Source organism: Nocardia coffeae (assembly GCF_019890715.1).
In the GTDB taxonomy this organism is placed as follows: Bacteria; Actinomycetota; Actinomycetes; order Mycobacteriales; family Mycobacteriaceae; genus Nocardia; species Nocardia jiangxiensis.
The window spans coordinates 61,146-81,940 of the sequence record NZ_JAINZY010000007.1 but is presented as its reverse complement, the minus strand read 5'-3'; the positions used below and the strand labels follow the sequence as shown (position 1 = coordinate 81,940).

General features: G+C 68.4%; 18 protein-coding genes. 8 read left to right on the top strand and 10 right to left on the bottom strand.

Going from position 1 to position 20,795, the window contains the following annotated elements; genetic code table 11:
• Nucleotides 1–103: 103 nt before the first annotated feature.
• The 5 genes from infB to K7711_RS24925 form a co-directional block, all read right to left on the bottom strand.
• Complete coding sequence (infB, locus tag K7711_RS24945; protein WP_222971877.1) at nucleotides 104–3,076, bottom strand: translation initiation factor IF-2; 2,973 nt, start codon at nucleotides 3,074–3,076, stop codon at nucleotides 104–106.
• Between the two features lie 112 nt (nucleotides 3,077–3,188).
• Nucleotides 3,189–3,518 carry a YlxR family protein gene (locus K7711_RS24940; protein ID WP_083895838.1) on the bottom strand — a complete coding sequence of 110 codons (330 nt, stop codon included), beginning with the start codon at nucleotides 3,516–3,518 and terminating at the stop codon, nucleotides 3,189–3,191.
• Nucleotides 3,519–3,582: 64 nt separating this feature from the next.
• Complete coding sequence (gene nusA, locus K7711_RS24935) at nucleotides 3,583–4,611, bottom strand: transcription termination factor NusA (protein WP_222971876.1); 1,029 nt, start codon at nucleotides 4,609–4,611, stop codon at nucleotides 3,583–3,585.
• A complete protein-coding gene (gene rimP / locus K7711_RS24930; RefSeq protein WP_222971875.1) occupies nucleotides 4,608–5,219 on the bottom strand; it encodes a ribosome maturation factor RimP in 612 nt (203 codons plus the stop codon). The genes nusA and rimP overlap by 4 nt, the downstream gene beginning before the upstream one ends.
• Before the next feature lie 162 nt (nucleotides 5,220–5,381).
• Entirely contained in the window at nucleotides 5,382–5,561 is a 180-nt protein-coding gene (locus K7711_RS24925) for a hypothetical protein (RefSeq protein ID WP_222971874.1), read from the bottom strand.
• Here K7711_RS24925 and K7711_RS24920 point away from each other — a divergent pair.
• The gene (locus tag K7711_RS24920) at nucleotides 5,547–6,104 is read left to right on the top strand and encodes a hypothetical protein (protein WP_308014933.1); all 558 of its coding nucleotides are present in this window, start codon (nucleotides 5,547–5,549) and stop codon (nucleotides 6,102–6,104) included. The genes K7711_RS24925 and K7711_RS24920 overlap by 15 nt on opposite strands.
• Nucleotides 6,101–6,544: a ferritin-like domain-containing protein gene (locus K7711_RS24915; RefSeq protein ID WP_222971873.1), complete on the top strand. Its 444-nt coding sequence runs from the start codon at nucleotides 6,101–6,103 to the stop codon at nucleotides 6,542–6,544. Before K7711_RS24920 ends, K7711_RS24915 begins: the two co-directional genes overlap by 4 nt.
• A 55-nt stretch (nucleotides 6,545–6,599) precedes the next feature.
• Here the strand turns inward: K7711_RS24915 and K7711_RS24910 are convergent, their stop codons facing one another.
• Complete coding sequence (locus tag K7711_RS24910; RefSeq protein WP_222971872.1) at nucleotides 6,600–8,357, bottom strand: proline--tRNA ligase; 1,758 nt, start codon at nucleotides 8,355–8,357, stop codon at nucleotides 6,600–6,602.
• 92 nt (nucleotides 8,358–8,449) lie between these two features.
• On the opposite strand from K7711_RS24910, the gene yaaA reads away from it, so the two are divergent.
• The 3 genes from yaaA to K7711_RS24895 all read left to right on the top strand — a co-directional run bounded on the left by yaaA (nucleotide 8,450) and on the right by K7711_RS24895 (nucleotide 11,735).
• Nucleotides 8,450–9,193 (top strand): peroxide stress protein YaaA, encoded by a 744-nt coding sequence (yaaA, locus tag K7711_RS24905; RefSeq protein WP_222971871.1) that lies wholly within the window; start codon nucleotides 8,450–8,452, stop codon nucleotides 9,191–9,193.
• A 207-nt stretch (nucleotides 9,194–9,400) separates the two neighbouring features.
• A complete protein-coding gene (locus tag K7711_RS24900) occupies nucleotides 9,401–10,834 on the top strand; it encodes a three-helix bundle dimerization domain-containing protein (protein ID WP_308014932.1) in 1,434 nt (477 codons plus the stop codon).
• Between the two features lie 169 nt (nucleotides 10,835–11,003).
• Nucleotides 11,004–11,735 carry a DUF7873 family protein gene (locus K7711_RS24895; RefSeq protein ID WP_040826054.1) on the top strand — a complete coding sequence of 244 codons (732 nt, stop codon included), beginning with the start codon at nucleotides 11,004–11,006 and terminating at the stop codon, nucleotides 11,733–11,735.
• A gap of 427 nt (nucleotides 11,736–12,162) precedes the next feature.
• Here K7711_RS24895 and K7711_RS24890 read toward each other — a convergent pair whose 3' ends face one another.
• Nucleotides 12,163–12,621, bottom strand: a complete 459-nt coding sequence (locus K7711_RS24890) for a nucleoside deaminase (RefSeq protein ID WP_235747753.1) — start codon at nucleotides 12,619–12,621, stop codon at nucleotides 12,163–12,165.
• A gap of 40 nt (nucleotides 12,622–12,661) precedes the next feature.
• Nucleotides 12,662–14,263 carry a PucR family transcriptional regulator gene (locus K7711_RS24885; RefSeq protein ID WP_222971870.1) on the bottom strand — a complete coding sequence of 534 codons (1,602 nt, stop codon included), beginning with the start codon at nucleotides 14,261–14,263 and terminating at the stop codon, nucleotides 12,662–12,664.
• A 109-nt stretch (nucleotides 14,264–14,372) separates the two neighbouring features.
• Here K7711_RS24885 and K7711_RS24880 point away from each other — a divergent pair, with 109 nt between their 5' ends.
• From K7711_RS24880 to K7711_RS24870, 3 genes are read left to right on the top strand one after another with little or no spacing between them, the layout of a single operon-like run.
• The gene (locus K7711_RS24880) at nucleotides 14,373–15,863 is read left to right on the top strand and encodes a CoA-acylating methylmalonate-semialdehyde dehydrogenase (protein WP_222971869.1); all 1,491 of its coding nucleotides are present in this window, start codon (nucleotides 14,373–14,375) and stop codon (nucleotides 15,861–15,863) included.
• Between the two features lie 24 nt (nucleotides 15,864–15,887).
• Nucleotides 15,888–17,315, top strand: a complete 1,428-nt coding sequence (locus K7711_RS24875; protein WP_222971868.1) for an aspartate aminotransferase family protein — start codon at nucleotides 15,888–15,890, stop codon at nucleotides 17,313–17,315.
• Nucleotides 17,316–17,374: 59 nt separating this feature from the next.
• The gene (locus tag K7711_RS24870; protein WP_235747752.1) at nucleotides 17,375–18,370 is read left to right on the top strand and encodes an SMP-30/gluconolactonase/LRE family protein; all 996 of its coding nucleotides are present in this window, start codon (nucleotides 17,375–17,377) and stop codon (nucleotides 18,368–18,370) included.
• A gap of 18 nt (nucleotides 18,371–18,388) precedes the next feature.
• Here the strand turns inward: K7711_RS24870 and K7711_RS24865 are convergent, their stop codons facing one another.
• Both K7711_RS24865 and K7711_RS24860 read right to left on the bottom strand, forming a co-directional pair.
• Nucleotides 18,389–19,105: a Uma2 family endonuclease gene (locus tag K7711_RS24865; RefSeq protein WP_222971867.1), complete on the bottom strand. Its 717-nt coding sequence runs from the start codon at nucleotides 19,103–19,105 to the stop codon at nucleotides 18,389–18,391.
• 173 nt (nucleotides 19,106–19,278) lie between these two features.
• Entirely contained in the window at nucleotides 19,279–20,739 is a 1,461-nt protein-coding gene (locus K7711_RS24860) for an MFS transporter (RefSeq protein WP_222972176.1), read from the bottom strand.
• Nucleotides 20,740–20,795: the final 56 nt, after the last annotated feature.

The window sequence follows — 20,795 nt, the reverse complement described above, 5'->3', positions numbered from 1 at the left end:
TTTTTCAGCGGTGCCGATCCCACCGCCGCCGTCCCGCCGCCCGCGGCCGGAAGACCCGGCCGCAGGCGCGGAACGACGACGATGTGACAGGTACTGGATCCGCTCAGTCCCGCGGCTTCTCTCGAAGCTCGAAGGCCTCGATGACGTCGCCTTCCTTGATGTCGTTGTAGCCCAGGGTGATACCACATTCGAAGCCCTCGCGAGCCTCCATGACATCGTCCTTCTCCCGGCGCAACGACTGCAACGTCGTCTCGGCGACCACCACACTGTCGCGGATCAGGCGCACCTTGGCGTTGCGCTTGACCGACCCGGCGGTGACCATACAACCGGCGATGTTGCCGATCTTCGAGGAGCGGAAGATCGCCCGGATCTCCGCACGCCCCAGCTCGACCTCTTCGTAGATCGGCTTGAGCATGCCCTTGAGGGCTTTCTCGATCTCGTCGATGGCCTGGTAGATCACCGAGTAGTACCGGATGTCCACGCCCTCGCGGTTGGCCAGCTCGGTCGCCTTGCCCTCCGCGCGAACGTTGAATCCGATGATGATCGCGTTCGACGCCGAGGCCAGGTTGACGTTGGTCTCGGTGACGCCACCGACACCGCGGTCGATGACCCGCAGGCGCACCTCGTCGCTGATCTCGATGCCCAGCAGGGCCTCCTCGAGCGCCTCGACGGTACCCGAGTTGTCGCCCTTGAGGATCAGGTTCAGCTCCGAGGTCTCCTTCAGAGCGGCATCCAGATCTTCCAGGCTGATCCGCTTGCGACTGCGCGCGGCCAGTGCATTGCGCTTGCGCGCATTGCGGCGGTCGGCGATCTGCCGCGCGATGCGGTCCTCCTCGACGACGAGCAGGTTGTCACCCGCGCCGGGCACCGACGTGAAGCCGATGACCTGGACCGGCCGCGAGGGCAGGGCCGCATCGACGTCCTCGCCGTGCTCGTCGACCATGCGGCGCACACGCCCGTAGGCATCGCCCGCGACGATCGAGTCGCCGACCCGCAGGGTGCCGCGCTGGATGAGCACCGTGGCCACCGGACCACGACCGCGGTCCAGGTGCGCCTCGATGGCGACACCCTGCGCGTCCATGTCCGGGTTGGCCCGCAGATCCAGCGCCGCGTCCGCGGTCAGCACGACCGCTTCCAGCAGACCCTGGATGTTGATGTTCTGCCGGGCGGAGATGTCGACGAACATGGTGTCGCCGCCGAATTCCTCGGCCACCAGGTTGTACTCGGTCAGCTGCTGACGGATCTTCTGAGGGTTCGCACCCTCCTTGTCGATCTTGTTTACCGCCACCACGATCGGCACGTCCGCGGCCTGCGCGTGGTTGATCGCCTCCACCGTCTGCGGCATGACGCCGTCGTCGGCGGCGACCACCAGGACCGCGATGTCCGTGGACTTCGCACCGCGGGCACGCATGGCGGTGAACGCCTCGTGACCCGGGGTGTCGATGAAGGTGATCAGGCGTTCCTCGTCGTTGACGTTCGTCAGGACCTGGTACGCGCCGATGTGCTGGGTGATGCCGCCGGCCTCGCCCTCGCGGACGTTGGTCTTGCGGATGGTGTCCAGCAGTCGGGTCTTACCGTGGTCGACGTGGCCCATGACGGTGACCACCGGCGGACGGACCTGCAGGTCCTCCTCGCCGCCCTCGTCCTCGCCGTAGGTGAGGTCGAAGCTCTCCAGCAGCTCGCGGTCCTCGTCCTCCGGGGAGACCACGTGCACGACGTAGTTCATCTCGCCGCCGAGCAGCTCGAGCGTCTCGTCGTTCACCGACTGGGTCGCGGTGACCATCTCACCGAGGTTGAACAGCGCCTGGACCAGCGAGGCCGGGTTGGCGTTGATCTTCTCGGCGAAGTCGGACAGCGACGCGCCGCGGGCGAGCCGGATGATCTCGCCGTTACCGCGCGGCAGCCGCACGCCGCCGACGGCGGGCGCCTGCATCGAGTCGTATTCCTGGCGCTTCTGCCGCTTGGACTTGCGGCCGCGACGCGGCGCGCCACCGGGACGTCCGAAGGCACCCGCGGCACCGCCGCGACCACCCGGACCACCGGGACGACCGCCGCCACCGGGACGTCCCCGGAAGCCACCGGCCGCGGGAGCACCCGCACCGGCACCCGCGCCGCCACCGGGACCACCGGTGCCGCCACCGCCACCGCGGTAACCGCCACCGCCGCCACCGGGACGACCGCCGCCGCCACCGGGACCACCGCCCGGACGACCCGGACGACCGGCGCCGCTCGGACCCGGACGTGCCGCGCGCTGCGGCATCGCACCCGGATTCGGCCGCGGCGGCATCGAGCCGGGGCTGGGACGCGGACCACCGGGACGCGGACCGCCGCCCTGCGCCGCAGCCGGACGCTGACCGCCCTGACCGGGGCCGGGACGCTGACCGGGCGTCGGCCGGGGACCGCCGCCCTGCGACGGACCCGGACGCGGGCCACCGGGCCCGGGAGCCGGACGCGGCGCGGGCCGCTCAGGCGCCGAGGAGAACGGATTGTTGCCCACCCGAGGGGTTTTCGGGCCGGGCTTGGGGCCACCGGGACGCGGGCCACCGCCCTGCGCGGCGGCCGGACGCTGCTGCTGACCCGGACGCGGGCCACCGGGAGCCGGACGCTGACCGGACCGATCCGCACCCGGACGCGGAGCGTGCTCCTGCGGCGCGGGCTTGGCGGCCGGACCCGGTTTCACCGAGGGACCCGGCTTGGCGGCCGGAGCGTTCTCGGACCGGGGAGCCGGCGCCGGCGCCTTGGCGGCCGGAGCCTCGGGCTGCTGCGCGGGGGCCGGAGCGGGCGCCGGGGTGGGACGCGGTCCCGGACGGGGACCGGGCGTCGCGCCGGACGACGGCTTGGGACCCGGACGCGCGGACTGTCCCGGGCCGGGACGGGGACCGCCGGACTTGCCGCTGCCGTTGGCCGGCGCGGACTTGGATGCGAACGATTCCCGCAGACGACGCGCGACGGGTGCTTCCACCGTCGACGACGCCGATTTCACGAACTCGCCCTGCTCCTTGAGCGTTGCGAGTAGTTCTTTGCTCGTGACACCGAGTTCTTTGGCCAACTCGTGCACGCGGGCCTTGCCTGCCACTGCTCTCCTCACTGAGAGGTCGAGCGTGGCAGCCCGTCACCTGTGGACGGGTGGCCCGCACGACCTCGGGTTATCTCCGATGGACGTTCATCGCTGGTACTTCACGGTGTGCTCATGAGTGCTCGTGCCTGTTCTCGAGGTAGTGCTCCAGGGCTGAGATATCCAGTTTTCCGGACACTCGTAGTGCTCTGCCGAACGATCGACGCCGTTCCGCATTGCTCAGACAAGCCGATGAGGGGTGCAACCAGGCACCCCTTCCGGGAAGTCTGCGCCGCGGATCGGGAACGATCGCAACGCTGTCCGTTCCGGACGTCTGCGCCACGATCCGCAACAGATCGGCGGCCAGCTCGCGTTTCCGACATCCGATGCACGTCCGGACGGGTCCGGTGCGCGGTGGTGCCGAAGACTCGCGCTGAGCCAACGTCCACTGTACCGCTGTCATGTCCGGAACCCCGCATCCAGCCCTCTGGTTAGCTACCAACCTGTCATCCCGTGCGAGAAATCTCTCACCCGCGCTGGGCCTCCGAACGCATCGGACCAGCCGGATCCGGCGCCGCATCGCTGCGGATATCGATCCGCCAGCCGGTCAGGCGCGCGGCCAGGCGGGCGTTCTGCCCCTCCTTGCCGATCGCCAGCGACAGCTGGAAATCCGGGACGACCACCCGCGCGGCACGGCCCTCCTCGTCGACGACCGTGACGGAGACAACCTTCGACGGGGACAGCGCATTCCCGACGAACGTGGCCGGATCCTCGGCGTAGTCGATGATGTCGATCTTCTCGCCCGCCAGCTCGCTCATCACGTTGCGCACGCGCTGGCCCATCGGGCCGATGCACGCGCCCTTGGCGTTCACGCCCGACACGGTGGTGCGCACGGCGATCTTGGAGCGGTGCCCGGCCTCGCGGGCGACCGCGACGATCTCCACCGAGCCGTCCGCGATCTCGGGCACCTCCAGCGCGAACAGCCGCCGCACCAGGTTCGGGTGCGTGCGGGAGAGCGTGATCTGCGGACCACGCGGCCCGCGCGAGACGCCCACGACGTAGCACTTGATCCGATCGCCGTGCTCGTACTTCTCCCCCGGCACCTGTTCGGCGGGCGGGATCAGCCCCTCGGCTCCGTGCGCCTCGCTGCCGATCCGCACCACGATGGTTCCGCGGGCGTTCATCCGGGCGTCGCGCTGCACGACGCCGCCCACGATATCGCCCTCGTGCGTGGAGAATTCGCCGAACGACTTCTCGTTCTCCGCATCGCGCAACCGCTGCAGCACCACCTGACGCGCGGTGGTCGCGGCGATGCGCCCGAACCCCTCGGGGGTGTCGTCCCATTCGGAGATGACGTTGCCGTCCGCGTCGAGTTCGCGAGCCATCACCCGCACCACACCGGACTTCTGGTTGATGTCGATGCGCGCGTTGGGTTCGTGACCCTCGGTGTGCCGATAGGCGGTGAGTAGGGCGGACTCGATCGCGGAGATCACGGTCTCCATCGCGATGCCCTTGTCCGCGACGATCGCGCGCAGGGCTTCGATTTCGATGTTCATGCCATGGTCCCTTCGGTCGAAGCTGGCGCTGATTGGATTGCTCCCTGGTCGTCCTGTGCCCCGGGCGCCGGGCGTCCGGGGGCGACTCCCCCGGCGAGTTCCATCTCCGCCGCGCCCGGCGCGGAGAATTCCACCTGGACCACGGCCCGCTCGATATCGGCGAGCGGGATGTGGACGCGGTGGGGCTTTCGCCGTCCGCCGAGTACCAGAGCCACCTCGGTGTCGGTGGTCTCGCCGACTCGGGCCTCGAACTTCCCGCTGTCCTCGGGAACGGGCGCATCGGGTCGCAGGGTGATGCGCACCTTGCGGCCGCGAGCGCGGCGCCAGTGGCGTGGATGGGTCAACGGACGGTCCACCCCGGGTGTGGTGACTTCGAGCAGATACGGGGTCTCACCGAAATCACCCGTCTCGTCCAGGATTTCGGAGACATCGGTGCTCAGATCCGCCACCGCGTCCAGATCGACGGTGGCATCGCTATCGATGGTGACCACGACTCGTGCCTGGTCCTTGCCCGCGCCCGACACAGCAACGCCCTCGAGATCGAACCCTCGACTCTCGACGAGCTCAGCAACGAGCTGGCTCACCCTTTCCTCGGTCGGCATCGGCATGTGGGGCGGCTCCTGGTTCAGTTGTGGCGGGGTGTAGTTGTCGGTATCGGTCCTGGTCGAGCATGGTCGGCGCGTGGCGTCGGCGGAATACTCCACCGGAGGTCTAGCGTAACGCGCTGGAAGAGTGTAAAGGACCAGCCGGCGTTCTCAGGTTTCCCGTGCTCACAGCGGCCGCCGCGAGGCCTCGTCGGCCCGGTTCGCCGCTTCGGGCGCGAATCCGCACAGCGAACCCGCTCCGGACCGGACGAGAGTCGGCTCGGCGTCGTCGCCGCGCGCCGCGACGCGCCCGCCGTCCCCGGTCGGGACGATGACTGGCACGATGTACGCGTGCCGACCAGTCATCGCGTCCATCCCCCCGGCAGTTCCGCACCACCCGCCGCCGATGCGGGAATTCGGACCGCCGCACTCGACCGCCGGGCGCTGCTGCGCGTCGCGGGCGGCGGTGCGTTCGCGATCATGTCCCTGAGCGCCGCGGCCTGTGCCAAGGACAAGCCGCTCGAGCCGGACGCGCTACTGCCGCACGAGGTTTCGGCTCGCACCGACGCGGTGTGGGCGAAGGCCGCCGCGGCCACCGCACCCGACAAGGCGGCCGCGCTGACCGTCATCGCGACCCAGCGCACCGCCCACGCCGACGCCCTGCGCGCCGAGATCGATCGAGCCATCGGCCTGTACGGCGACGGCACCAAACCGAAGTCGGCCAGCCCGCCGGTCACGCCCCCGGTCGCCCCGTCGCCGCCACCGACCGTCGACGCCGTGCGCACCCGGATCGCCACGGCACAGAAGTCGGCCGCCGACGCGGCGTCGACGAATTCCGCCTACCGCGCCGGGCTGCTGGCCTCGATCAGCGCGTCCTGCGCCGCCCACGTGGAGGTTCTGCTGCCATGAGTACCGCCGATCAGCAGGTGCTGACCGCTGCGCTCAACGCCGAATACGCCGCCGTCTACGCCTACGGCGTCATCTCGGCCTACGCGGCCGCGGACCGCAACCAGATCGTCGTCGACTTCACCGCGGCCCACCGCGCCCGCCGCGACGCCACCATCGACGCGCTGAAGGCCACCGGGGCGTCGGTCCCCGGCCCCGCCGCGGCCTACCCGCCGCCGTTCACGGTGAACGATCCGATCCCGGCGGCCAAATTCGCCGTCACGGTCGAAACCGATACCGCGATCGCCTGGCGCTCGGCCATCGAACGCGCCGACTCCCCGGCCGTCCGCCGCACCGGCACCGAAGCCCTGACCGAGTGCTCGGTGCGCCTGGCCACCTGGCAGAAGATCCTGGGCACGAATCCGGCCACGGTGGCGTTCCCGGGCAGACCTACGCAGAGCTAGATCCGGGCCCCGGCCTCGTCGATTACGACCGGACCGGGGCATCGACCGGCAGTTCTCAGCCGCGCACCTTGTCCAGGACCACCTGAACCGCGTCCTGCGCGGGAATCTCGTCACCGGTTCCGGCGAAGCGGTCGCGCAGTTCGACCTTGCCGTCGGCCCAGCCGCGGCCGACGACCAGGACCAGGGGCATGCCGAGGAGTTCGGCGTCCTTGAACTTCACTCCGGGCGATGCGGTGCGATCATCGAGCAGGACCTCGAGACCGGCCGAATCCAGTTGGGCGGCAACCTGTTCCGCACCGGCGCGAGCACCCGCATCCTTGTTGGCGATGACCACGTGCACGTCGAAGGGGGCCACCTCGCTCGGCCAGCGCAGGCCCTTGTCGTCGTGCATCTGTTCGGCGAGCACCGCGACCATGCGCGAGACGCCGATGCCGTACGAGCCCATGATCAGCCGGACCGGTTTGCCGTTCTCGCCCAGGACATCGACCTCGAAGGTGTCGGTGTACTTGTAGCCGAGCTGGAAGATGTGCCCGATCTCGATACCCCGCGCGGCGACCAGCGTGCCGCGGCCGTCGGGCGAGGGATCGCCGTCGCGGACCTCGGCGGCCTCGATCGTGCCGTCGGGGGTGAAATCGCGTCCGGCGACCAGTCCGACCACATGGCGTCCGGGCGAGTCCGCACCGGTGATCCAGGCGGTTCCGGTGACCACGCGCGGGTCGACCAGATAACGAACACCGTTGGCCTGCAGCGACTTCGGGCCGATGTAACCCTTCACGAGGAAGGCGTTTGCCTTGAAGTCGTCCTCGGTGAGCAGTTCGACCTCGGCGGGTTCGAGCGCGGCGCCCAGGCGCTTGTCGTCCACCTCGCGGTCACCCGGCACGCCGATGCCCAGGATCTCGGTCTTGCCGTCCGGGTGACGCAGCTTGACCATGACGTTCTTCAACGTGTCCGCGGCGGTGACGGGCCGCCCGTACTGTTCGCCGATCCCGGCGCCGTTCGCCCAGTCGACCAGCGAGGCGATGGTGGGGGTGCCGGGAGTGTCGTGCTCCTGCGCAGCGGGCTGCCCGTCGAGCGGAATCGCCGCGGGCGCGGGAGTGATCACCGCTTCGACATTCGCGGCATATCCCGATTCGCGGCAGACCACATAGGTGTCCTCGCCGACGGGGCTGTCGGCCAGGAATTCCTCCGACGCGCTGCCGCCCATCGCCCCGGAAGTCGCCGCGACGATCACATAGCTGACCCCGAGCCTGTCGAAGATTCGCTGATATGCCTGGCGGTGCGCGTCGTAGCTGGCCCGCAGACCCTGCTCGTCCAGATCGAACGAGTACGAATCCTTCATGACGAATTCGCGGCCGCGCAGAATTCCGGCGCGCGGGCGCTCCTCGTCGCGGTACTTGGTCTGGATCTGATACAGCGTGACGGGCAGATCCTTGTAGGAGTTGTACTCACCCTTCACGGTGAGGGCGAACAATTCCTCGTGGGTGGGCCCGAGCAGGTAATCGGCCTTCTTGCGATCCTGCAGCCGGAACAGCGCGTCACCGTATTCGGTCCAGCGATTGGTGGCCTCGTAGGGTTCGCGCGGCAACAACGAGGGCAGCGAGATCTCCTGCGCGCCGATACCGTCCATCTCCTCGCGCACCACCTGCTCCACCTTGCGCAGCACCCGCAGCCCCAGCGGCAGCCACGAGTAGACGCCCGGCGCGATCCGGCGGACGTATCCGGCACGGACGAGAAGCTTGTGGCTGGGCACCTCGGCGTCGGCGGGATCGTCACGCAGGGTGCGCAGGAACAGGTGTGAGAGACGGGTGATCACGGATGCACAGAGTAGACCGTGCTCCGGCCACGCGGATCGGCGAGCCACTCCCCTCCCCACGCCCGCGCTGCGCGCCGGTACCGTATCGGCTCGTGCTGGTGCTGCTGCCTCCCTCCGAAACCAAGTCCGACGGTGGAAAACTCGGTCCGCTCGACCTGAACGAGCTGTCCCTGCCGCAGCTGACCGCCGTGCGCGACAAGCTGATCACCCACCTTGTCGAGCTGGCCGCCGACCCCGCCGCTGCCCGTGCGGCCCTGGGCCTGGGCAAAGCCGCCGATACGGAGATCGCGCGCAATGCCGCGCTGCGCACCTCGCCCACCCGGCCCGCGCTCGAGCGCTATACCGGAGTGCTCTACGACGCGCTCGATGCCGGAGCGTTCACCTCCGCGCAGCGCGGCAAGGCCCGTGCCCGCCTGGCCATCGGCTCGGCACTGTTCGGCGTGGTGCGGGCAGGTGATCCGATTCCGGCCTACCGCCTCTCGGGCGGATCCAAGCTACCCGGGATGGCGACACTGGCCTCGCTGTGGAAACCGGCGCTGACTCCCGCGCTGCGGGAGGAGGCCGCCGGGCAGCTGGTCGTGGATCTGCGCTCGGGCACCTATCAGCAGTTGGGCCGCGTTCCCGGTGCGGTCACCGCGACCGTGCTCACCGAACGTCCGGACGGCAGCCGCACGGTGGTGAGTCACTTCAACAAGCATCACAAGGGCCTGCTGGCCCGCGCGCTGATCCTGAGCCGCGCCGAGCCCACCGATATCGCGGGTCTGGCACGGATCGCCGAAAAAGCGGGACTGCGTATCGAAATCGCCTCCTCCACAGAACTCCTCGTCCTCACCTGAGATGAATTTCCGGTATCGCGAAATTGAACGTGGCACATCGGAAAACGCAACTATTCTCGCGAAATGCCAAAGTATGCAGGCATTTCCGCAGCAACTGCCGCGTAACTTATTGTCTCGCTTGGGAACGGCAGCGTTTGTGCCGTAATGTCTCCGGGACGCACCGGATAATGCCGCGCATTCATTCCCTGTGATGTCGAGGAGCTCGGCGTGGGTACCCATTCCCTACGTGAAGACAAGGTCGCACGCGAACGCGAAGACAAAGCACTGCGGCAATTGACCGATCGACTGGTCGCCGACTATACGGACACCCATGCCGAGCAGGATGTCCACACCGCGATCGGCGCCGCGCGCAGTCGTTTCGACGGGCACGCCATCCGCGACTTCGTCCCGATCCTGGTCGAGCGCGTCGCACGCCGATCGCTGGACGGCGAGCCCGAACCCGGCGCCGGGCCCACGGAGGCCGAACAGGAATCGAGTGCACCGCGGACCGCCGGATCCGGCATCGCGGACCGATTGCGTTCCGCGGCAATGGATCTGCTCCCGCCGCCCTGGAGCGGACGCAATCTGATCGGCCCGGTCGCCGCGGCGATCGTCGTCGTGGTCGTGGTGGCGCTCGCCTTCGGCACCGGTGGATCACACCAATCCACCACGGCCGCAACACCTTCGGTGACGACCCTGCACGGCGTGATCGGCTCGGAGAAGCTCGCCTACTTCAACGACCCGAAGGTGGTCTCCGAACTGGCCCGCCACGGCCTGCGGGTACACGTCGAACCGGCCGGGTCGCGCCAGATCGCCACGTCGGTCGACCTGAACAAGTTCGACTTCGCCTTCCCGTCGAGTACTCCTGCGGCGGAAGTGATTCTGCGCGAACGCAACATCACCACCCGGTACACGCCCTTCTCCTCGCCGATGGCGATCGCGACCTTCAAGCCCATCGTGGATCTGCTCACCGCAGCCGGTGTCGTGCGGCCCGGCCCGGTGCCCACCCTGGACATGCAGCGCTATCTGGATCTGGTCGGCACCGGGACGCAGTGGAATCAGCTGCCCGGCAACACCACCTATCCGGTGCCGAAGAACATCCTGGTCTCCACCACCGACCCGCGCAGCTCCAACTCCGCCGCGATGTATCTGGCGATCGCCAGCTACGTGGCCAACGACAACACGATCGTGCGCGGCGCCACCGCCGAGGACAACGCGGTGCAGAAGGTATCCAAACTCTTTGTCGGCCAGGGCTATTCGGATAATTCAAGTAAGGGACCGTTCGACGAGTACCTGTCCGGCGGCATGGGCCCGACGCCCATGGTGCTGATCTACGAGGCGCAGTTCGTGGAGGCGTCGGTAGCGGGCAGGATCACCCCCGACATGGTGCTGATGTACCCGTCACCGACGGTGCTGTCCCGGCACACCCTGGTACCGCTGAACACCGAGGGCGACCGTCTCGGCAAGCTGCTGTCCACCGATCCCGAACTCCAGCAGCTCGCCGCCGAACACGGCTTCCGCACCGGCGATCCGGCCCAGTTCGCCTCGGTGGCAACCGAATACCACGCCCCGGTCACCCCGCAGGTGGTCGATGTGGTCGATACGCCCAGCTACGACACCCTGCAGCATCTGCTCGACGGCGTGGCGCGGGCCTACAACTGACCCTCCGCACCCGATCCGATGATCGTGGTCCGATAATTCGGATGCGCCCCTCGCGCGGTTCGGCGTACCGTCTGTTCGTCGCTCGCACTCGGTAATGACTCCAGGTGTGGCACAAGGTTTTCCGACGACTGCTGCACGGTACGAGAACGGTGCGGAGGGAGGCATCATCATGACCAAGCTCAATCAGATCATCGCGGTGGAGAAGGGCGTCAAGGGCGGCGCGCTGCGCGAACTGGCCGAGGTGCAGTCCGGACTGCACAAGCCGGCCCTGCTGGCCGGTATCTCGCGGTCCTACCAGCCCAAGGACGAGGAAGGTGAGCAGCTGCCGCCCGAATCGACTCGCGTGCAACTGAAGTCGGAGGATGTGCTGCGCCGCACGGCCGACACCCTGACCCGACTGTTCGACGTCACCGCGACCAAGGACTGGACCAACTGCCAGGCCACGGCCGATGTGACCGTCGAGGGCGAGACGCTGCTGCGCGACGTTCCGGTCACCTACCTGCTGTTCCTGGAGAAGCAGCTCGGCGAACTGCTGACCTTCACCAAGAAGCTGCCGGTGCTCGATGCCGCCGAGGCGTGGGTGTTCGACGACTCCTCGGACACCTGGCGAACCGATGCGGTGCGCACGATCCGCACCAAGAAGGTGCCGCGCAACCACGTCAAGGCCGAGGCCACCGAGAAGCACCCGGCCCAGGTCGAGGTGTACTACGAGGACATCGCGATCGGATACTGGACCACGACCAAGTTCTCCGGCGCACTGCCCGCCCGGCGCGTCAACGAGCTCGCCGACCGGATCGAAAAGCTGCGTCAGGCAGTGCAATTCGCCCGCGAGGAGGCCAACGCGACGGAGGTGACCGACCGCAAGGTCGGTGAGGTCGTGTTCGGGTATCTGTTCCGCTAGTACCGGATCCGGGCCTGCCCGGATCCCCACGGAATTCCCCCGCCTCGTAGGCGGGGGAAGCGCGAGGAGCGCAAAGCTCAAACTGAACATGAATCTGATTCGCGGTATCAGTGCGGGTTCGAACCCCGCCCCGGGCACGGGTCCGGGTAGCCCAATCGGTAGAGGCAGCCGCAACAAGCTCAGACTCTCGCTCCAGATTGAGTATTCGCCGCCGAACTCGAGGATGCAGGGATACGGACGACCGCGACGAGGTGCCGGCTCATCTCCGGCTCTCCGCGCTCTCATGCGGAGGTGGTCCAACGGTAGGACGCGTCGCCGAGAACCTGATCCGTTCCCGCATCGTCCGAGTGCGAACTGGGCGGCACCACGGCGCCCGGCGGATGGCAAAGCCGCCGGGTGCCACCTCGCTCTCCTCGATCGGTGAGCGCTACTGCGTCACGCCGATGTCCTCGAACCACAGTTGCGGGCGCTCGGCGATGAAGCTGGTCATCATGTCCACGCAGCGCGGATCGTCGAGCAGCGTGATCGACACCCCGTGTTCGGCGAGCCAATCGTGGCCGCCGGTGAAGGTCCGCGACTCCCCGACGATCACCGCGCCGATGCCGAACTGCCGCACCAGACCGCTGCAGTACCAGCACGGCGAGAGCGTGGTCACCATGACGGTGTCGCGGTAGTCCCGTCGCCGCCCGGCATCGCGGAATGCGACGGTCTCCGCGTGCAGGCTCGGATCGTCGTCCTGCACCCGCCGATTGTGCCCGCGGCCCAGGACATTTCCCTCCGAGTCGAACAGTGCGGCTCCGATCGGAATGCCGCCCTGCGACAGCCCGAGCCGGGCTTGTTCGATGGCTACGTCCAGCATGCGTTCGGCGGTGATCATGAAGCTCATGCTGCCCTACCGGTCGCCGGTCACGGTCCGGTGGTTGGTCTCATGACTCGCCGGACCCTGCGGTCAGATCGCGGATCAGCAAGGCGGTGTGCAGCGATGTGCGGATCTCGCCGTCGTTCAGATCCACGCCGAGGATGCGCTCGATGCGGGCCAGCCGGTCGTACAGGGCCGGGCGCGAGATGTTCATCCGCCGGGCGAGTTCGGTCTTGTTACCCGCCAGATCCAGGAATCGGCGCAGCGTCGGGGTGAGGTCGCCGCGGTGACGGATGTCGTGGCGCAGCAGTGCGCTCAGCTCCGTCTCGGCGAAACGCTGGACGCCGGGTTCGTTGCGGATCAGCGACAGCAGCCCGCGCAGCCGCACATCGCCGCTGCGGTAGAACGCGCGCGGCGCGGTCGATTCCAGTGCCAACGCGATTTCGGCGACGTGCGCGGCGTGGGCGAGTTCGCGCGCCGCGTCCAGCAGCGATTCCGAATCCGCGCCCACCCCGACCGCGATCCGTTGCACGCCGTCGGTGCGGCGCAACTCCGCGGCCAGCGCGGCACAGACCTGCTCCAGCCGAGGGTCCAGCTCGCCGTCCCTGCCGATGCCCAGGATGAGGGTGAGCTGTTGTTCGTCTGCCGCGCTCAGTGCGGTCGCCCGGCTCAGTGCCACGCCGTGACCGGCGGCGTCCAGGAGTGTTGCCGCGCGGCGCTGCCGGGCCACCGGATCCGGCTCGCTCACCGCGGCCACCCGCACTGTCACCGGTACGTAGCGGGCGCGGCGAGCCAGACCCAGTGTCGCGGCGCGGGCCACCGCCTCCTGTTCGTCGATGACCCGGCCGGCGACCATATCCTCGATGAGCCCGGTCTGCGCCTGGCTGTGCAACCCGAACCGATCCTTCTCGATCATCCGGTGCAGGGTGAGCGTCTGCGCGGCCCGCTCCAGGACCATCCGCGCCCTGGCCGAGGGAATGCTCTCCGAGCGCAGCAGCAGCCGCCCCCAGCGCTGGGTGTGCGGGCCGACCGGGACGGCGCTGTCCACATCGTCGGGCAGCATGCGCGAGGTGGTCTCCCAGTTCTCCAGCAGCGCCGCCGCCGAGGTGCCCCGGGCCGAGACCGCCAGTACCCGATGCGCCAGATCCTCCAGCACCACCGACGAATCCAGCAGGGTCGCAGCGGTTTTCACGATCTCCTCGAGCGATGCGCGGCGCACGCTGAGGGTGCTGAACGTCTCGTGCACCGAATGGGCGAACTCCAGCTCGGCATACTGGTCGGCCACGATCATCCGGTGCACCGCCTCGGTGACCTCTACGAATCGAGTGATCCGCCGCAACGCGACCACCGGTAACCCGAGCCGATCGGCGACGGTCGCGACGAAGGTCGGCAGTTCGGTGACGTATCGGCCCAGTTCCACGACCAGCCCCGCCACTCCGGCCGCGGCCAGCGATTCCAGGTAGGCGCCCGTCGCGGGTACGCCGTAGGCCAGCGGCTGGCCGGTGGTCAGGATCAGCTCTCCGCCCGAGACCAGGGTGGCCAGATCGGCGGTCTCGCTGACGTGCACCCAGCGCACCGGCCGGCCCAGGCCCTGTGCGCCGCCGATCACCCGAGGTTCTCCGGCCTGGACCACGGGCATGTCGAGAATTTCCGCGACGGTGGGCAACATCGACGAATCGTAATACATCCGGTCTCGAAGCCGACATTTCGTCGGTCGCCATTCCGGTCGCGCCGGGACACAGTGGAAGCATCAGTCCGGTCCGGATTCGAGGAGAGATATGCAGACCATCCCGCATTGGGTCGACGGCAAGCCGTTCGCCGGTACCAGCGAGGCGACCGCGCCGGTGACCAATCCCGCCACCGGTCAGGTCAGCGGTCAGGTCTCGCTGGCGGACACCGCCGATGTCCGGGTGGCGGTCGAGGCGGCCGCCGCGGCGTTCCCGGCGTGGCGCGACACCTCGCTCACCCGACGGGTCCAGATCCTGTTCCGCTTCCGCGAACTGCTCAACGAGCGCAAGCAGGATCTGGCCGCGATCATCACCGCCGAACACGGCAAGGTGCTCTCCGATGCGCTCGGCGAGGTGACCCGCGGCCTGGAGGTCGTCGAATTCGCCTGCGGCATACCGCATCTGCTCAAGGGTGGCTTCACCGAGAACGCGTCCACCAAGGTGGACATCTTCTCGCTCCAACAGCCGCTGGGCCCGGTGGCGATCATCTCGCCGTTCAACTTCCCGGCCATGGTGCCGATGTGGTTCTTCCCCGTCGCCATCGCGGCGGGCAATACCGTGGTGCTCAAGCCGAGCGAGAAGGATCCCTCGGCGGCGCTGTGGCTCGCGCAACTGTGGGCCGAGGCGGGCCTGCCCGACGGGGTGTTCAACGTGGTCCAGGGCGATAAGACCGCCGTGGACGAACTGCTGGACAATCCGGCGATCAAGGCGGTCTCCTTCGTGGGCTCCACGCCGATCGCCCGCTACGTCTACGAGCGCGGCACCGCCGCCGGCAAGCGCGTACAGGCCCTGGGCGGGGCCAAGAACCACATGGTGGTGCTGCCCGACGCCGATCTGGATCTGGCCGCCGACGCCGCGGTCAACGCCGGGTTCGGCTCGGCCGGTGAGCGCTGCATGGCGATCAGCGTCCTGGTGGCCGTCGGCGAGATCGCCGACGACCTGATCGCGCGGATCACCCAGCGCGCCAGGACGATCAAGACCGGCGACGGCACCCGCGACAGCGATATGGGCCCGCTGGTGACCCGAGCGCACCGGGACAAGGTCGCCGCCTACATCACCGCCGGCGAGTCCGAGGGTGCGACGGTGGCGCTCGACGGCCGGGATGTGCAGCCCGACGGTGGAGCGGACGGGTTCTGGCTGGGACCGACCCTGCTGGACAACGTCGCACCGGGGATGAGCGTCTACACCGACGAGATCTTCGGCCCCGTGCTCTCGGTGGTCCGCGTCGCGACCTACGACGAGGCGCTGACGCTGATCAACGCGAACCCGTACGGCAACGGCACCGCGATCTTCACCAACGACGGCGGCGCGGCCCGACGGTTCCACAACGAGGTCGAGGTCGGCATGATCGGCATCAACGTGCCGATTCCGGTTCCCATGGCCTACTACAGTTTCGGCGGCTGGAAGGCGTCGCTGTTCGGCGACTCCCACGCGCACGGCACGGACGGGGTGCACTTCTACACCCGGACCAAGGCCATCACCTCCCGCTGGCCCGATCCCAGTCACGGCGGCCTGAATCTCGGCTTCCCGCAGAACAGCTGACCACCGAGAGGAGAATCCCGGACGATGACGCAGGACACCACACCGATCGCGGACACACCGCTGCCCAACGGCCTGAGCATCACCGCCGCCCGCGCCGAGGCCGAGCGCGCCTACGAGCTGGACCGCAGGCACATCTTCCACTCCTGGTCGGCGCAGCGGCAGCTGGATCCGATGACCATCAGCGCCGCGCAGGGCTGCTATGTCTGGGACGGTGCGGGCCATCGCCTGCTGGATTTCTCCTCGCAGCTGGTGAACACCAACATCGGTCATCAGCATCCGAAAGTGGTTGCCGCCGTGCAGGAACAGGCCGCCAAGCTGTGCACGATCGCGCCGCAGCACGTCAATGCGGCGCGATCGGAGGCGGCCCGGCTCGTCGCCGAGCGGACCCCGGGCGAGTTGAACCGCATCTTCTTCACCAACGGCGGCGCCGACGCGGTCGAGCACGCGGTGCGGATGGCGCGGTTGCATACCGGCCGAACCAAGGTGCTGGCCCGGTACCGCTCGTATCACGGCGGGACGGATCTGGCGGTGAATCTGACCGGCGACCCGCGACGCTGGCCCAATGATCGCGGCGCTGCGGGAGTGGTGCACTTTCACGGGCCGTTCCGGTACCGCTCGCAGTTCCATGCGGAATCCGATGCGCAGGAATGCGAACGCGCGCTCGAGCACCTGGAGCAGACGATCCTGCTGGAAGGATCCGAGACGATCGCGGCGGTCATCCTGGAGTCGGTCCCGGGTACCGCGGGGATCATGGTGCCACCGCCGGGATATCTGGCCGGAGTCCGTGAGCTGTGCGATCGCTACGGAATCGTCTTCGTCGCGGACGAGGTGATGTCCGGTTTCGGGCGTACCGGACGATGGTTCGCCATCGAACATGCTGCCCAATCCTCCTCCGCTACTAGGGAATCCGGCGCGGTCGTTCCGGATCTACTCACCTTCGCCAAGGGTGTCAACTCCGGGTACGTACCGCTGGGCGGCGTCGCGATCGCTCCGCATATCGCGGCGACCTTCGACGACCGCGTGTACCCCGGCGGGCTGACCTACTCCGGGCACCCGCTGGCCACGGCGGCTGCCGTGGCGACCATCACGGCGATGGCCGAGGAACGCATCGTCGAGAATGCCGCCGAGATGGGCGAGCGGGTGCTCGGCCCCGGGCTGCGCGAGCTCGCCGAACGTCATCGCTGCGTCGGCGAGGTGCGCGGCCTCGGCGTGTTCTGGGCTCTGGAGCTGGTCCGCGACAAGCAGACCCGCGAACCACTGGTGCCTTTCGGCGGCGCCGCGACCGTGCTGCGCGAGGTGGACGCGGCCTGCCGCGCGGCCGGACTCCTTCTGGCCGTGAACGCCAACCGCCTGCACATCGTGCCGCCGTGCACGATCAGCGAGGCCGAGGCGAAGGAAGGGCTGGCGATCCTGGACGAAGCACTCACCCTGGCCGACGCACACGCCGCCTGAGTTCCGCTCGGACACAGGAAACGCACCGCCGCCCACCATCGGGGCGGTACGGTTCGGCTATGCCGCTCCGCCCCCAACGTTGGACGCCGCCGAAGGCCACCCCGCGCGCCCGCCAGAGCCGCAGCACGCCGCCGATGCCCGAACCCCGGCTGATCGACCTGCCCGGCGCCGTCCCCGAGGACGTGGTGCTCGCGCCGGACGGCCGACTCGTGACCGGGATCAGCGGCGGGGCGATCCTGGCGGTCGATCCGCGCGACGGCGCGGTCGAGCAGATCGCCGACACCGGTGGACGGCCGCTGGGATTGCACGCCGATCCCGACGGCTCCCTGCTGATCTGCGATTCCGAACGCGGGCTGCTGCGGTTGAGCGCACCGCACGCGACGCTGGAGGTCCTGGTCGAGGAGGTGGACGGGGAGCGGCTCACCTTCGCCAGCAACGTCGTCGCCGACGAGGACGGCACGATCTACTTCTCCGCCTCCACCCGCCGATACTCGTTCGAGGACTATCTGGGCGATTTCTTCGAGCATTCCGGTACCGGACGACTGTTCCGCCGCACACCCGACGGCCGGGTCGAAACCCTCGTGGACGGACTGCAATTCGCCAACGGCATCGTCCTGTCCCCGGACCGCTCGCAGGTGCTGGTCGCCGAAACCGCGGCCTATCGCATCGCGCGGTACCACCTGTCCGGTCCACAGGCCGGAACCTCGGACTACCTGGTCGAGAATCTGCCCGGACTCCCCGACAACATGGGCCTGGGCAGCGACGGACTGATCTGGGTCGCCCTGGTCACACCGCGAAATCCGTTGCTGGACATGCTCCTTCCGCTGCCCGGCATCCTGCGCCGACTGGTCTGGGCGATACCGGCGGGACTGCAGCCCAAACCCGTGCGCACCGCCTGGGTGCAGGCATTCGACTTCGACGGCGCGCTGGTCCACGATCTGCAGCGCGAAGCGGATCCCTATGCGATGGTCACCGGAGTCGCCGAACGAGACGGCACCCTGTACCTGAGCAGCCTCGCCGAGTCCGCGATCGCCGTGGTCCGGCTCGCTCCCTGATCGCCGCGACATTCGCACTCACCGCCGGGACGTAAGCGACGCGGCCGGATACCGTTGTCCGCCAACGCATCCGGCTCCGGAACCCGGCCGCACCGACGCTCCACGACCACCGGACCCGCGCGACGCGCGCCCATCCGGCCTGGGCGTGTAGATCGCCGAGAGGTCGACCCGCACCGGGAACGGCACCGCGGTGGACAGCGTGCCGCTGTGGATCGGCGTAGGCGCCGGGACGTACCCGTGCGATTCCTGATCGAGCCAGTACTGATAGACGATCGGGCGATCGTCCCACCCACGCTCGACCCGCCAGAAATTGGCGATCCCCGCATCGGCGTACAACCGCGGCGTGCGGTACCAGTCGTCTCCTCGGGAATCGTCCGGGACGATCTCCACCACGAGCACCGCGGCAGCGGCCGGAATTCCGTCGGCGGCATACATCTCGACGGCCGACTCGTCGACCACCACGACATCCGGTCGCAGGACACTGAACTCGCCGAGCGCCATGCGCTGATCGGCATGGACCGCATACGGCGCGCGCCGCGCCGACCCCAACGCACGCACCAGCGCATCACGAACAAGTCTGTGCCGGTAGCCGATTCGGCCGCGCACCACGACCTGCCCCTCCACCAGCTCCCACTCGTACGGCGGATCCAGCGCACTCAGCTGCGCACAGGACCACCCGCCCCGCTCGAGCTGCGACTGCTCGCCGAACTCACCGGCAATCATCCCCACGGACATCGTCCCCTCCATCCCCTGCGCGAGGGCCGACTCCCCCGACAGGCCCCACCCTAACCGCACCCAACGGCCCCCGACCAGCACCGATCCACAGCCGCACCTCTTACGCAACGACTTGCCGGATACACCGCCACGCATCGGGTGCGTCCACCGGAAAAGGGTGCGACATCGAACCCCTAGGTCTGCTGCGATTCCTTTTCGGCATCCTGAGCCAGCGCGAGCTCCTGGGGTGTGTATCGCAGAGTGAAGCCGATCAGGCCGACGACGAACGCACAGACGCCGCAGATCAGCAGTACCAGGGTGTAGCCGCTGCTGAGCGCGTTGATCTCATCGGCGGTCATCGACGCCACCCGGCCGGTACGCCCGCCCATGGACAGGGTGCGCGAGGCAGCGATGGGAGTCAGGATGCCGACCGAGAGCGGCGTGCCCAGGGCGAAGATCATCTGGCCGATCGCCGAGAGCGGACCGATCTCGGCGACCGGGACACCGACCAGCAGGCACAGCGGTCCGGTGACGATCACCATCCCGACGCCGAAGCCCGCCGCCAGCAACAGGATCAGCAGCGTCGGCCAGTACTGGACACTGCCGTCGAGCGTCGATCCGTAGATACCCGCGGCGGCGAGGAAGACTCCCGCCAGCACCAGCAACCAGCGCGGCTTGACCATGACGACGGCCTTGGATGCCGCACCCGTGCCGATGCCCGCCCCCAGGGTGAACGGAATCGAAGCCACACCCGCGATCAGCGGGCTGTAACCCACGACGTTCTGGAGAAACTGTGCGACGAAGTAGGTCATGCCACCGAGTACGCCCGATCCGAGCAGCAGCGCGACGAATGTCACCGACCGGTCACGATTCTTGAACAGCGACAGCGGCAACACCGGATTCTCCGCGGAGCGTTCCACGACGATGAAAGCCACGAACAGTACGGCCCCCGCGATCAGCGAACCGAGGATCACCGGACTCGTCCACCCCCAGTTGGGGCCTTCGGTGGCGCCGAGGACGACCGCACCGCAGGCCGCGGTTCCGAGCACGGACCCGGGCACATCCAGGGCCGACCGGTGATGCTCGGTATCGCGGAGCACGAGAATCGCGCCGAGCACGATCAGGATTCCGATCGGCACGTTGATCAGGAAGACCAGCCGCCAGTTCAGCTGGGTGAGCGCACCACCGATCACCAATCCGCCGACCGAACCGATGGCCTGCATCGAACCGAAGATCGCGATCGCCCGCGTGCGCACCTGACCGGCCGCATAGGTACTGACCACCAGAGCCATCGCCGAGGGCGCCGCGATCGCACCGCCGATCCCTTGGACACCGCGGGCGAGGATGAGCATGATCTCGTCCTGCGCCAACCCGCACACCAGCGAGGAGATCGTGAACACCGCCACGCCGACCATCAGAACTCGCTTGCGCCCGAACAGATCTCCGATCCGTCCGCCGAGCAGCATGAGTCCGGCGAAGGTCAGACCGTATGCGGTCACCGTCCAGGCGCTGCCCGAACTCGACAACCCCATCTGCTCCTGCAGCCGGGGCAGCGCGAGGATCACGATGGTCCCGTCCAGGATCACCATCAGATTCAACCCGCTGAGGATCAGAATCGGCAGCCCGAAAGCCCGCTGGGTCATCGGATGGTCCATCGTCGCAGCGGGGTTATCTGGCACAGTGAGCCACTGTAACCGATACCGGCCATGTC